Genomic DNA, 12723 nt, shown 5'->3' on the forward strand with positions numbered 1-12723 from the left:
GTGAGGGCCCTTCCCGGAACCGCTACGAGCACATCCATGTGCGCTTCTCTCAGGCCATCCATGGCCTTCGAAATTCCGGGAAGGGCCCTCACACCGCCAACCATCCAGCTGCGCAGATATATCGACAGAAAGGCGCAGGCTATGTTTCAGTCGACAACAACTGGCACACTCTGCTTTGGTTTGAGAAACGGCATATCACAGAAGTGATGTGGTCGGAGGCGGGCGTGGCCTCCACAGAATCTTGGAGGCCATGGATGGCCGGAACGAAGCGCACATGGATGTGCTTGTAGCGGTTCTGTGGAGGCCACGCCCGCCTGCGACCTACCCCATAACAATCAGGCTACCGGCAGGACATACACCCAAAGCCAGGTCAGCCCCAGACACCTTCAGAAACCAGTCCCCAACTCTCCTCGAAATCGGTCGAGGGCAACCGCGAAAACGACGAGCGGACAAACCGCTGAATCCGGCCTTCGACGAAGACCAGCACAAAGTCCGCGCCGCGGTTGGCGCTGGTGCGGGGGCGCAGGCCCTGGCGGATTTCGCCTTCCTTGAGAATCTGGCGTACCTGGGTTTCCAGGCGGTCGAAGAACTGGGACGCGCGCTTGCGCAGGGTCTCGTTTTCGCCCATCAGGGCATCGCCGGTCAGCACGCAGCACAGGCCGGGATTGCGCTCGGCGAATACCAGCACCAGGTTGGCCAGCTGTTGCAGGCGGGCGCGTGCGTCCTCCTGCTCCTGCAGGATCACCTGGCAACGGCTGAACACCGCTTCGTCGGCGAAGTCGATCAACGCCTCGAACATCTTGCGCTTACTGGGGAAATGGCGGTACAGCGCCGCCTCGGTGACGCCTACGGATTTGGCCAGGCCGGCGGTGGTAATGCGGGCTCCGGGATCGGTTTCCAGCAGCTCCACCAACGCATGCAGGATCGCCTCCCGACGACTGGGTTTTTGATCGGTCATGACAGGACTTCAGCGCTCTGTAACTGGGTTATTTTCGGGGCCGGTCATTGGCGCCGGCCCTCTGGGTTATTCAGTTTTGTACCGGATTGTTCACTAAATCAGAAGAACGTGCCATCGATGGGCGAGGACGCGCTGGCGTAGAGTTTCTTGGGCATGCGACCCGCCAGATAGGCTTCGCGGCCTGCTTCAACACCGAGGCGCATGGCGTGGGCCATCTTGATCGGGTCCTGGGCCTGGGCGATGGCGGTGTTCATCAACACCCCGTCGCAACCCAGCTCCATAGCAAGCGTAGCGTCCGAGGCAGTGCCGACACCGGCATCCACCAGCACCGGGACATTGGCGTTTTCGACAATCAGGCGGATGTTGTACCGGTTCTGGATACCCAGACCGGAACCAATCGGTGCGCCCAGCGGCATGATGGCAATACAGCCCATGTCTTCCAGGCGCTTGGCCAGCAGCGGATCGTCGGAGCAATAGACCATGACCTTGAAACCATCCTTGATCAGCTCTTCGGCAGCCACCAGGGTTTCGGTCATGTTCGGGTACAGGGTTTTCTCCTCGCCCAGCACTTCCAGCTTCACCAGATCGTGGCCGTCCAGCAGTTCGCGGGCCAGTTTGCAGGTGCGCACCGCATCCTTCGCGGTGTAGCAGCCGGCGGTGTTCGGCAGGATGGTGTAGTTGTCCGGGGAAATCACGTCGAGCAGGTTGGGCTCGTCGGGATTCTGCCCCAGATTGGTCCGGCGTACCGCCACGGTGACGATTTCCGCACCGCTGGCTTCGATGGCATGGCCGGTTTCCATCAGGTCACGATATTTACCGGTCCCGACCAGCAGGCGTGAGTGATAGACCCGGCCTGCAAGTTCAAGGGGTTTGTCTTCTGGGAGCTGTATTGTTGGTTTTTCGCTCATAACCTTCCTGGGGCTGTAGGGATTATCGGGGATGTCATCGGCAGGATGGGCCGCGTCAATGCGGCATTACTCAACCGCCACCGATGGCATGGACGACTTCGATCCGGTCACCGTCGTTCAGGTGGAATTCCGGATGCTGGCTGCGGGGCACGATGTCTTCGTTGACTTCCACCGCCAGCCGTTTGCCCGTCAGGGCCATGTGTTCAATCAGATCCGCAATGGTTGCCTGGGGCGGGAGTTCAATACCATCGCCGTTTACCTGAACCTGCATGCTTACCTCTGTAAAGTCTCTAGCGCCGCAATCCGGCGATCAACAACAAAATCCAGCCCACCATGAAACAGACACCACCGATGGGCGTGATCGGCCCGACCCAGCGGATATCCGTCAGCACCAGTACATAGAGACTGCCGCTGAACAGCAGGATACCCGCCAGAAAAAATCCCGAGGCAACCGCCAACAGGCGGCGGTGAATTCCGATCCCGGTTAACACGGCCACGAGTATCAAGGTTAATGAATGGTATACCTGATAAGTGACGGCAGTCTGGAAAACTTCAAGGCCCCGGGCACTGACTATTGTCCTCAGGCCGTGGGCGCCAAAGGCGCCGGCCATGACCGCCAGCAGCGCCAGCAAGGCACCGAGTACCAGTGGCAGCCGCATGATGTCGGTTTTGCTAGCAGTCACAGTGAATTTTTTCCCCGCTATCGAGGTTCATGATGGTCAGGGCTCCACCCCAGACACACCCGGTGTCCAGGCCGATAAACTGTTCCTTGCCGGTTCTGCCTTCAAGGGCCGCCCAGTGGCCAAAGACCACTTTGACGCTGTCCTGGCGGGGGAACTCGAACCAGGGGGCAAACCCGTCCGGAGCGCTGTCCGCCGACTCCTTGGTGGCCAGTTCCAGGGTGCCGTCCGCCGCAATAAAGCGCATGCGCGTAAAATAATTGGTAATCACCCGCCACCGGTCCATGCCGGTCAGGCTGTCGTCCCAGCGTTCGGGCTGGTTGCCGTACATATGGGTGAAGTACTCCTGCGCGCCGTCACCGGCAATCACCGCTTCCACTTCCCGCGCATGCACTGCGGCCTGTTCCGGCGTCCAGATGTGCGGCAGGCCAGCGTGAGCCATGACGAGATTGCGGGCAGAATCGTGGATACAGAGCTTCTGCTGCCGCAACCAGTTCACCAGCCGGGCCTGATCCGGAGCGTCCAGAATACCATCCAGGGTGTCTTTCTTGCGGGGCTGGTGGCCACCCAGGGCCACGGCCAGCAGGTGCAGGTCGTGGTTACCCAGAGCCACCACCGCAGCATCGCCAAGGCTCTCGATGAACCGCAAGGTTTCCAGTGACGCCGGCCCCCGATTGATCAGGTCTCCGGCCACCCAGAGCCGGTCCCGGGACGGCGAAAAATCGACCTTGTCCAGCACATCCCGCAGACGATCGTAACAGCCCTGGATATCGCCGATGGCGTAGTCAGTCATCACTCTCCCCGTTCTGCGCCTGGCTGTCGGCTTTACTGTCCACCAACCTATCTGCAATCGCCACGTAGTCCGCCAGCCCCAGGTTCTCCGGCCGCAGTCCGTCATTGATGCCCAGGCTCTGCAGTTGCTCCACTGTGACCAGTCCCGCCAAGGCCTTGCGCAAGGTCTTGCGGCGGGCATTGAACGCGGTCCGGACCACAGCCTGCAACGTGCCGAGGTCTTTGGCCGGATGCGGCAACGTGGTGTGCGGCACCATGCGTACAATGGCGGAATCCACCTTCGGTGCGGGTCGGAATGCTCCCGCGCCGACTTCAAACAACGGCTGCACCTTGCAGAAATACTGGGTCATGATGCCCAGACGACCGTAGTTGTTATCACCCGGCACGGCGGCCATTCGCTGCACCACTTCTTTCTGCAGCATGAAGTGCATGTCCTGGACAACACCGGAGTAACTGAGCAGGTGAAAAATCAGCGGCGTTGAGATGTTGTACGGCAGATTGCCGATAATCCGCAGCGGCCTGTCACTGACCAGTTGGCTGAAATCGAACTTCAGGGCATCCGCTTCGTGAATCCGGAAATCCGGGTAATTGAAAAATTTGGTCCGCAGAACCGGGATCAGATCACGGTCAAGCTCCACCACCTGCAGTGCCGGGTTCACCGCCAGGATTTCCTCGGTAATAGCACCCAGACCGGGGCCGATTTCCACGATGGCATCATCGGCCTTGGGATGGATGGCGCGGATGATGCGCTCGATCACGCCAGGATCGTGGAGGAAATTCTGACCGAACCGTTTTCTGGCCTGATGGCCGGGTTTGTTGCTCACGCTAGCTCTCTTTTGCCAACTTTCGGTAAATCGCCATCTGTTCACCGACCTTGATGGCGGTCTGCAGGCTGCCTGCGTCCGCTTTGCCGGTACCAGCCAGATCCAGGGCGGTGCCATGGTCAACCGAGGTGCGGACGATCGGCAGCCCCAGGGTAATGTTAACCGCACGGCCAAAGCCCTGGAATTTCAGTACCGGCAACCCCTGGTCGTGGTACATGGCCAGGACCGCATCGGCATTGTCCAGCCAATGAGGGGTGAACAGGGTATCCGCCGGCAACGGGCCGGTCAGGGTGATGCCCTCGGTACGGAGGTTGTCCAGCGTCGGCTCGATCACCTCCAGTTCTTCCCGCCCCAGGTGACCGCCCTCCCCCGCGTGGGGGTTGAGGCCGGCAACCAGGATGCGCGGATGTTCGATACCAAAGAAGGTGCGCAGGTCGTCATTGAGGATCCGGGTCACCTGGGTCAGGCGTTCCGGCGTAACCGCCGCGGCGACGTCTTTCAGGGGCAGATGGGTGGTGACCAGCGCCACCCTGAGCTCTTCGGTGGCCAGCATCATCACCACCCGCTCAACGCCACAGAGTTCCTGCAGGAACTCGGTATGGCCGCTGAAAGCGATACCGGCGTCATTGATCACACCCTTATGGACCGGTGCAGTGACCATACCATCGAAGAGCCCGTCCAGGCAGCCCTGGGCCGCGACCCTCAAAGTGTCGAGCACGTACTGGCTATTGCCAGTGTTCAGTGTGCCGGTGTCTGTACTGGCCAAACCCTCAACATGGTACACCGAGAGGCGCCCCGACTCCCGTGTGGCTGCTTGACCAGGCCGCCACGGCTCCAGAATCACATCCAGGCCCAGTTGTTGCGCCCTTGCCTCTAACAGCGCGCTGCTGGCCACCACGACAATGCCCGGCTGGCGGGTTTCCGCCGCCAGCTGCAGGCACAGTTCAGGGCCGATACCCGCCGGTTCACCGGCAGTCAGGGCAAGGATGACCGGGTCGCTCATGACTCCTCGGATGCCTCATTTTCGTCAGCGTATTCATCCTTGAATTCAACGAATGCCTCGTCACGAATCTCCCGCAGCCAGTTCTGCAGCTCGGTGTCGAACTTGCGACGGTAAATCGCCTGACGGGCTTCCGACTCGCGGACTTCGCCGCTGATGTCCTTCTGGCGGCGCTCCTGCACCTCCAGGATATGCCAGCCAAACTGGGACCGGAATGGCCCCTTCAGTTCACCGACATTCGCATCCATCATGGCTTGCTCAAACTCGGGTACCATCTGACCAGGGCTGACCCAGCCCAGGTTGCCGCCATCGGAACCGGACACCGGGTCGTCCGAATGCTCTCTGGCCAGTACCGCAAAATCGGCGCCGTCACGGATCTGCCGGTACAGGTCACGAATAGCGCTTTCCGCCTGGGCTTCCGAGACCGTCTCGCTGGTTCTGATCAGGATATGACGCACCCGGGATTGCTCGATGACCTGGTCGCCTTCGCCACCGCGCCGATCGCGTACCATCACCAGATGAAAGCCGTTGTTATTGCCCAGTACCCTGGACGGCACCCCGGTCTCCAGATCCGGTACCACGGATTCCAACAGCGATGGCAGCTGACTTCTCCTGCGCCAGCCCATGTCACCCCCCTCCAGGGCATTGGCGGCGTCGGATTCGGCCACCGCAACTTCCCGGAAATCACGACCACCGACAATCTCTGAACGCAGCCGTTCGGCCTTTTCCCGGGCGGCAGCAACGGCCGACTCGTCGTTCGGGTTATCCACTTCAACGTAGATGTAGGCCAGTTGATACTCCTCATTGCTCGGTTCACGGGAGGAGAGTGCCTGCAGATAGTTCTGCACCTCGCGATCGGTCACGCGCACGCGGTTGCCGACCTGGCGTTGCTGCACGCGGCTGGCCAGCATCTCGTTGCGGATCTGCTCACGGGCCTCGCGGTAGCTGACGCCTTCCGCCGCCAGTTGCTGCTCGAACTGGGCCATGGTCATGTTGTTGCGCCGGGCAATGCCGGTCATGGTTTCGTTCAGTTCGTTGTCACTGATCCGCATACCACCACGTTCCGCCATCTGCAGCTGGATCGACTCGGTGATCAACTGATCCAGTACCCGCTCCTCAAGGATGTCCCTTGGTGGCAATCCGGTTCCCTGGGCCTGCAGTCTCCCCGCGATGGTATCAATGCGGTTATCCAGCTCGCTCTGCAGGATCACACTATCGTCCACAATGGCCACAACCCGATCCAGCGGCTGACGTTCAGCCTGTGCGACCGAGGTCACCATCACCGCCAGGAGGACCAACAATGTTTTTGCGCAATGGCGAAGGTTCGCCTTCATAATCACCTCTGATAAATGAACAGTCTTTCTGCGGAACGCCCGCTACACGCTGATTCAATCGTACCTTGTGGCCGTGCCGCCAAAGCGGCGGCGTTCCCGCTCATCAAATCCGTAGATGGCTTCGGAGATCCGGTCGGAAGAACCGCCACTGCCACCCAGCCCCTTGAGCTGGATCTGGAACAGCATGCGGCTTTCCAGCTCCTCATCGTCGGTCAGGTAGTTCTGGTGGACCACCTGAACGCTCCAGCAACAATTATTATATTCAATGCCCGCCAGTGAACCGACGGTGCGATCCAGCTGGGAGTCGTAAACCCAGCGGCCAATCAGACTAACACGGTCTGTGACAGGAAAAACTGCCCCGATATCCGACTGTTCCAGTTCGTTTCTGCTGTAGGTATGGCCAAGTGTCGCCAGGTAACGGTAATCCTCCGAATGGAAGATAAGCTGGCTGCGCCCTTCCTCGGTCTGCTGGGTGTCCGGATCCCACAGACCGGAACTGCGGATATCCAGCGTCTCCAGCGGGCGAAGAAGCACTTCCCCTGCCAGCGGTGAGTCGCTGCGGTCGTCCGCGCCGCGCCCCAGCAATGTCACTTCCCGGTCATCGTAATAGTGCACCTGCCCGATACTGAAGCGGGCCCGCTCGGCGCCGGTGACCAGGTCATTGAAACGACTGGTCAGGGCCACCGTCAACTGATTCGCGTCGCCAACCCGGTCGCCGCCGGTGAAACGGTTACGCCGGAACAGCTGGTCAAAGCTGAACGAGCGGAGCGCGCTATCGAAATCGGGAATCTCGTCCTGGTCGGCATCGGCGTCGGCCCATGCGTAATACAGGCGGGGCTCCAGCGTCTGGTTATAGGGGATATCGAACAGGCTGGACTGGCGATCAAAATACAGCCCCGAGTCCCACTCGAAGACCGGCACGGTGCGATCAAAGCCGGCACGGTTCAGTTCATAGTCTTCCAGTTCATAGCGGGTGTAATCCAGGCTGACCGACGGACGGGTAAAACCCCAGAGTGTCCGCAACGGCAGAGCCACTTCCGGTATCGCCCGCAGCCGCTGACCGTTGGCCCGATCCAGACCAGTCAGCTCAGCGTTGTCCCGGTAAAAATAGGTGTACTGGCTTTCCAGGTTGGTTTCCACCGGCCCAAGGTCCGTAGTCATGCCGTAGATCACTTCCGGCAACTGGGCATAAGGTTTGTTGCGTTCGGCAATGCGATCGGTGACCGTCTGGTAGCCGTTGGCGTAGACCTCGAAATACTGCGAGTCATCCCGATAGCGGGCGCCGCCACGGCGCTGGAGGTGCGTGGTCTGGTTGATTTCCAGGTTCTGGTTCAGGTCGCTCAGGTAATCCTCGTCACTGACCACCGAGTAATCGCCATAAGCATTCCAGCCGCCGCCGAGCCCGGCACGGGTGGTAAAATCCAGTGCCCAGCGCTCGCCATCCTCATCGGGAAATTCGTTCTGGTACTCAAGGTCATTATTGATGTATCCGAGCTGCAGGACCGATTCGCCCCAGGGGCTCAGGTAACGGCCTTCCACTTCGTTAAACAGGCCCCGGCCATGAATATACTGCGGCGTCAGGGTGGCGTCGTAGTGGGGCGCCAGGTTCAGGTAATAGGGAACCGATAGATAGGCGCCGCTGCCGGCATTGGATGTACCGAACGAGGGGTACAGGAAACCGGTCTTGCGGCGATCATCAATGGGAAAGCTGGCGTAGGGCCAGTAGAAGACCGGCACGTCCTTGATCCGCAAACGCACGTGTTTGGCGGTACCAAAACCTTCCCCCTGATCCAGGTGGATATCAGAGGCAACGATGGACCAGTCGTTCTGGTTGGGCGCGCAAGTAGTCAGCGAGCCCTCACTGATCAGCACCTGATCCTCGGCGATGCGCGACAGGGTTCCCGCCGACCCGCGCATCTCCGCGCCGTGAAGCAGAAACGTGGCGGTATTGATATCAAAATGTCCGGTGTTTACATCGTAGTCCGCCTGTTCACCAGTCAGCAGGAACGCCTCCCCACGACTGACCAGGGGGCCGGCCACGGACACATTACCGTTCACCTGATCATAACGGGCTTCGGACCCAGTCACCGAAAAACGCCCCTGGCGCATCCGCACATCGCCCTGAAGGTATAATTCGGAATCCAGCTCATAGCGGGCGGAGAGGCCGCTGGCATGAAGGGGCTGTTCCGAATCCGGCGCGGTTCCGAACGTACTGCCAGTGCCAGGCGCCGTCATCGAGGCTTCCGAGGGCAGGTAACCACCTTCACAAAAGGCGGGCAGGGTATTGCGCACCGATTCCGGCAACCCGGACCTTGGGCGCCAGTCGATTTCAGCGGCGGACGGTGCATCGTCCCCCAGCACTGGACCCGACCAGGCTAGCGCCATGAATGCGAGACCCGCTCCGCACGCAAGCTGCCTTCCCTTGGGGTGCCTCGACCGCTGGGCCGGTGTTCGCAGATTCCTGGCTGGTACTGGCACGGTGGTCGGGTTCCTTTCAAATGGTTTGAAGGCCAAGGGCTTCACAAATGGCTTGAAGGTTCAGGGATTTCAGGGCGCCTAGTTTACACGGGGCTCCCCGCCTTGTTAACGGAAACCCGACTTTGCTGCAAAACCGTTTTACCCTCTCTATACTGATCTGCTAACTTTCAGCTCTATCAGGGAGCGTCTGAATAACTCCCTGGCCACACGTAACATTCACCTTGCCAGGACAGTTGCCAGCTTCATGGATACCCGCCTGAAAATGCTGACCCAGTGGGTCCGACAGATTCCCGGCCTGGAGCAGGCCGCCCCGACCGCGGTGTCCGGAGACGCCAGTTTCCGCCGTTATTTCCGGGTATTCGGCAACACGGCCACCGGCCAGCGCCCCTATATTGTCATGGACGCACCGCCGGATCATGAAGACTGCCGCCCGTTCGTGGCCATTGCGCGCCACTGGCACGCTCAGGGCGTATCGGTTCCCGATGTGGTGAAAGACGACCTGGAGCAGGGCTTCCTGCTGCTGGAGGATTTCGGCGACCGGCTCATGTTGGGCGAACTGACCCCCGACACGGCAGACCACCTTTACCAGGGCGCGCTGACGGAGCTCCAGCGCATCCAGCAGCTCACCGAAACGCCGGATTACCCCCTTCCGCCCTATGACACCGCCCTGCTTGACCGCGAGATGGCGCTGTTTCCCGACTGGCTGCTGACCCGGAAGCTCGGGCTCAAGCTCTCCAATGTCGAACAGGCCATGCTGGACACCGCCTTTGCCTTTCTGCGGGAATCCGCCCTGGCGCAACCGGAGGTCACGGTGCACCGGGATTATCACTCCCGCAACCTGCTGGTTCGCTCCGATACCGATTGCCCCGGGGTCATCGATTTCCAGGATGCCGTACGCGGCCCGGTGACCTATGATCTGGTTTCCCTGCTCAAGGATTGCTATATCCGCTGGCCGGAGGCGGATATTGTCCGCTGGGTGGAGCAGTACCGGCAATTGAGCGCGGACGCCGGTCTACACAAGGCGGACCCGGACACCTTCCGCCAGTGGTTTGAACTGATGGGCATGCAGCGGCACCTGAAAGCCGCGGGCATTTTCGCGCGCCTGTCCCTGCGCGACGGCAAGGATGGTTACCTGGACGACATTCCCCGCACCGTCCATTACATCATTGAAGCCAGCGCCAGGCAGGGTGCCCTGAGGCATTTCCATGAATGGCTGTCGGACACCGTGATGCCAAGGATCGAACAGGTGATTGGCCCGGCACCCACGGCCACCGCACAAAAGGCACCACAGTGAAGGCGATGATCCTGGCAGCCGGTAAAGGTGAACGCATGCGCCCGTTGACGCTCACCACCCCCAAACCCTTGCTGGAAGCCGGCGGGAAGCCTCTGATCGTTCATCACCTGGATAACCTTCGGCGTGCAGGCTTTTCCCATGTGGTGATCAACCATGCCTGGCTCGGCGAGCAGATCGAGCATGCCCTGGGAGACGGCGACCGGTTTGGTGTGCGCATTGAATACTCACGCGAGGCCTCGCCCCTGGAAACCGCTGGCGGCATCGTCCAAGCCCTGCCCATGCTGGCGGCCGGCGGTGATGACTGGTTTCTGGTGATCAACGGGGATATCTGGTGCGACTTTGACCTGAGCAGCCTGACACCGCCGGAAGACGCCGATGCCCTGCTGGTGCTCACCACTAACCCCGACCACAACCCGGACGGCGATTTTCACCTGGGCGACGATGGTCGCGTCAGCACCGAGGGCGACGGCAAGCTGACTTTTTCCGGGATCAGCCTGCTCCACCGGCGCCTGTTCGACGGGTTGCCTGCCGGGTCGCGGAAGCTGGCCCCGATCCTGCGGGCGGCGATGGCAAAGGGCCGGGCCCGGGGTGTGTACCACGACGGCGACTGGATGGACATCGGCACGCCCGACCGTTTGCGCCAACTGGACAACCTGCTTCACGTAGGCCAGGGGTAAGCCATGGCAGCGAATGATCGTGACAACATGCTCCCGGCCCGTCTCGATGCAGAGTTTTCCGAACTCCTGAAAGAGCTGTCCTCCTGCGGCCACCAGGCCAGCGAGCTGATCACGCGTACCAGCCTGCCGGGCTGGTGCCGGCGCAGCCTGTTCTTCTTTCTGGGCTACATTGCCAGGTCCGAAGGCCGGGTTACCGAAGCCGATATCGGTTTCGCCGAATCCCTGATGAAAGCGCTGAAATTATCCCGGCGTCAACGGCGCAAGGCCATCAACTGGTTCCAGAAGGGCAAGGATGCCAGTGAGCTACCAGCCCTCCGGGCGATGAGACTGCGAATGGTGCACTATCTGTGGCCATCACCGGCGCTCAGGATTGCCATCTGCCTGTGCCATGCCGCCCAGCTTCAGGGCAAACCCCGGAAGCCACGACGCTATCGTTGCGAGGACGCCATCGACCAGCTCGGGCTACCGGTCAAAGTCAGTGATGACATCCTCGAGAGCTACGCCTGCAAGGTCTGGATCACCCAGCCGGAAAGCCAGCCTCCCCCCAATAGCTACGAACAAGCCTGCCGGTTACTGGGGGTAACCCGCCGCGAACCCCTGGAGGGCATCAAGCGCGCCTACCGCAAGAAAGTGTCGGAATGCCACCCGGACAAGCTCGCCCAACAAACCCTGAATGCCACCGAGCAGGCCCTGGCAAAAGACCGGTTGCTGCGTTACCAGCAGGCGTGGGAGCTCATCAGGAGCCATCACGTCCAGTAGTACAGCAATCCACTCAGTCGGCGTTTAACCAGGCCTGTATGCGGTTGGCCAGAGCCCCGGCATTCCGGACCCCGGGGGGCGTCCTCATGGCGACGGCCTGGGTCTGATAACGGCCAATACCGGCATCCCTGAGGCGGACCGCTCGCTCGGACGGCAGCATCGTGGCGGCATTCGAATCCTGCCGCGCGCTGTGGAGGTGGAGCACTGACAGCCCACCCCTCCCTGCCAGCATCTCGTTCAAGGCCTGGTCGTTACCGGGATAGAACCACGGCGCAATCCAGACCATCTCGCTTTCGCCATCATTACCGCTGGCAAAGCGGGCCATGTGAACCACACCCTGCCCCAGCGCGACCAGCACCACCCGGTCATAGCCCCGCTGCCGGAGATCAGCGGATGCGGCGTCGAGCAGGCTCTGGACCCGGTCATTGTATCGGGTTTCAAGGTCTCCCAGATCACCGTCTTCCATGACGTTAATCATTACTGATTCTGCGTTTTCATCCCCCGTCACGCTGCCGGCAGCCCTGTCCGAGCGATCACCGCCATGACGCCAGAACTGCTGTACCGCATACGGCGGCGTTTCCAGCCCCACCGTCATCACTGCCCAGCCGGACGATTTAAATGGCTCGCCAATGGCCGTCAACAGGTTGGTCCCGGCGGGTTGGCCTTCATCCGCCAGCATCAGCACCGCCCCCTTAACCGGCGTCCGAAGCTCCGGCTCGAACAACGCCAGCCCGGTTTTGTCACCTTCCAGATCCAGTCGGACGACATCGTCCGGTCGCTGCACAGCGACCGACTCCGACCCCATACCGGTGGAAACCGTCACCCGCTCGGCCTTCTGTTCGGCCTGGTTGTCGGCATCCTGCGCCAGGACAGGACCAGTCATCGTCAGAGGCAGCACCAGCCCCACCAAGGGCAATACCCATTCGTTGTACCAATTGCTCACAAGCACTCACTCTTTACGCTGCGAAAAACCATTGCTGAACTGGTAGACTAGCACCCTATCGGATTCAAGCGGCAGG

At 60.8% G+C, this 12723-nt stretch carries 13 protein-coding genes; 3 read left to right on the plus strand and 10 right to left on the minus strand.

Going from position 1 to position 12723, the window contains the following annotated elements; all coding sequences use genetic code 11:
* Nucleotides 1–370: 370 nt before the first annotated feature.
* The 9 genes from slmA to ACQUWM_RS08375 all read right to left on the minus strand — a co-directional run bounded on the left by slmA (nt 371) and on the right by ACQUWM_RS08375 (nt 8881).
* A complete protein-coding gene (slmA, locus tag ACQUWM_RS08335; protein WP_428921821.1) occupies nt 371–958 on the minus strand; it encodes a nucleoid occlusion factor SlmA in 588 nt (195 codons plus the stop codon).
* A gap of 98 nt (nt 959–1056) precedes the next feature.
* The gene (locus ACQUWM_RS08340; protein WP_407002809.1) at nt 1057–1866 is read right to left on the minus strand and encodes a thiazole synthase; all 810 of its coding nucleotides are present in this window, start codon (nt 1864–1866) and stop codon (nt 1057–1059) included.
* Nucleotides 1867–1936: 70 nt separating this feature from the next.
* The gene (thiS, locus tag ACQUWM_RS08345) at nt 1937–2137 is read right to left on the minus strand and encodes a sulfur carrier protein ThiS (protein WP_407002810.1); all 201 of its coding nucleotides are present in this window, start codon (nt 2135–2137) and stop codon (nt 1937–1939) included.
* Between the two features lie 19 nt (nt 2138–2156).
* Nucleotides 2157–2525, minus strand: coding sequence for a DUF423 domain-containing protein (locus ACQUWM_RS08350; protein WP_407002878.1), 369 nt, complete (start codon nt 2523–2525; stop codon nt 2157–2159).
* A gap of 13 nt (nt 2526–2538) precedes the next feature.
* Entirely contained in the window at nt 2539–3339 is an 801-nt protein-coding gene (locus ACQUWM_RS08355) for a symmetrical bis(5'-nucleosyl)-tetraphosphatase (RefSeq protein WP_428921822.1), read from the minus strand.
* Complete coding sequence (rsmA, locus tag ACQUWM_RS08360; protein ID WP_407002812.1) at nt 3332–4162, minus strand: 16S rRNA (adenine(1518)-N(6)/adenine(1519)-N(6))-dimethyltransferase RsmA; 831 nt, start codon at nt 4160–4162, stop codon at nt 3332–3334. The genes ACQUWM_RS08355 and rsmA overlap by 8 nt, the downstream gene beginning before the upstream one ends.
* A gap of 1 nt (nt 4163) precedes the next feature.
* On the minus strand, nt 4164–5165 hold the full coding sequence (gene pdxA / locus ACQUWM_RS08365; RefSeq protein ID WP_428921823.1) for a 4-hydroxythreonine-4-phosphate dehydrogenase PdxA: 1002 nt from the start codon (nt 5163–5165) through the stop codon (nt 4164–4166).
* Nucleotides 5162–6496, minus strand: a complete 1335-nt coding sequence (locus ACQUWM_RS08370; RefSeq protein ID WP_428921824.1) for a peptidylprolyl isomerase — start codon at nt 6494–6496, stop codon at nt 5162–5164. The genes pdxA and ACQUWM_RS08370 overlap by 4 nt, the downstream gene beginning before the upstream one ends.
* A gap of 54 nt (nt 6497–6550) precedes the next feature.
* Nucleotides 6551–8881: an LPS-assembly protein LptD gene (locus tag ACQUWM_RS08375; RefSeq protein ID WP_407002815.1), complete on the minus strand. Its 2331-nt coding sequence runs from the start codon at nt 8879–8881 to the stop codon at nt 6551–6553.
* A 337-nt stretch (nt 8882–9218) separates the two neighbouring features.
* On the opposite strand from ACQUWM_RS08375, the gene ACQUWM_RS08380 reads away from it, so the two are divergent.
* Genes ACQUWM_RS08380 through ACQUWM_RS08390 form a run of 3 tightly spaced genes read left to right on the plus strand, consistent with a single transcriptional unit; the run spans nt 9219 to nt 11704 of the window.
* A complete protein-coding gene (locus ACQUWM_RS08380; protein WP_428921825.1) occupies nt 9219–10268 on the plus strand; it encodes an aminoglycoside phosphotransferase family protein in 1050 nt (349 codons plus the stop codon).
* Nucleotides 10265–10945: an N-acetylmuramate alpha-1-phosphate uridylyltransferase MurU gene (gene murU / locus ACQUWM_RS08385; RefSeq protein ID WP_407002817.1), complete on the plus strand. Its 681-nt coding sequence runs from the start codon at nt 10265–10267 to the stop codon at nt 10943–10945. The genes ACQUWM_RS08380 and murU overlap by 4 nt, the downstream gene beginning before the upstream one ends.
* A 3-nt stretch (nt 10946–10948) precedes the next feature.
* Nucleotides 10949–11704, plus strand: coding sequence for a molecular chaperone DjlA (locus ACQUWM_RS08390; RefSeq protein ID WP_428921826.1), 756 nt, complete (start codon nt 10949–10951; stop codon nt 11702–11704).
* Between the two features lie 13 nt (nt 11705–11717).
* Here the strand turns inward: ACQUWM_RS08390 and ACQUWM_RS08395 are convergent, their stop codons facing one another.
* The gene (locus ACQUWM_RS08395; RefSeq protein ID WP_428921827.1) at nt 11718–12647 is read right to left on the minus strand and encodes a DUF3530 family protein; all 930 of its coding nucleotides are present in this window, start codon (nt 12645–12647) and stop codon (nt 11718–11720) included.
* Nucleotides 12648–12723 lie beyond the last annotated feature (76 nt).

The organism is Marinobacter sp. DUT-3 (genome assembly GCF_050379435.1).
GTDB lineage: Bacteria > Pseudomonadota > Gammaproteobacteria > Pseudomonadales > Oleiphilaceae > Marinobacter.

What these genes read in the sequence shown, in the direction of transcription:
- slmA (WP_428921821.1), bottom strand. Translation starts at nt 958, where the DNA reads ATGACCGATCAAAAACCCAGTCGTCGGGAGGCGATCCTGCATGCGTTG.
- ACQUWM_RS08340 (WP_407002809.1), bottom strand. Translation starts at nt 1,866, where the DNA reads ATGAGCGAAAAACCAACAATACAGCTCCCAGAAGACAAACCCCTTGAA.
- thiS (WP_407002810.1), bottom strand. Translation starts at nt 2,137, where the DNA reads ATGCAGGTTCAGGTAAACGGCGATGGTATTGAACTCCCGCCCCAGGCA.
- ACQUWM_RS08350 (WP_407002878.1), bottom strand. Translation starts at nt 2,525, where the DNA reads ATGCGGCTGCCACTGGTACTCGGTGCCTTGCTGGCGCTGCTGGCGGTC.
- ACQUWM_RS08355 (WP_428921822.1), bottom strand. Translation starts at nt 3,339, where the DNA reads ATGACTGACTACGCCATCGGCGATATCCAGGGCTGTTACGATCGTCTG.
- pdxA (WP_428921823.1), bottom strand. Translation starts at nt 5,165, where the DNA reads ATGAGCGACCCGGTCATCCTTGCCCTGACTGCCGGTGAACCGGCGGGT.
- ACQUWM_RS08370 (WP_428921824.1), bottom strand. Translation starts at nt 6,496, where the DNA reads ATGAAGGCGAACCTTCGCCATTGCGCAAAAACATTGTTGGTCCTCCTG.
- ACQUWM_RS08375 (WP_407002815.1), bottom strand. Translation starts at nt 8,881, where the DNA reads ATGGCGCTAGCCTGGTCGGGTCCAGTGCTGGGGGACGATGCACCGTCC.
- ACQUWM_RS08380 (WP_428921825.1), top strand. Translation starts at nt 9,219, where the DNA reads ATGGATACCCGCCTGAAAATGCTGACCCAGTGGGTCCGACAGATTCCC.
- ACQUWM_RS08390 (WP_428921826.1), top strand. Translation starts at nt 10,949, where the DNA reads ATGGCAGCGAATGATCGTGACAACATGCTCCCGGCCCGTCTCGATGCA.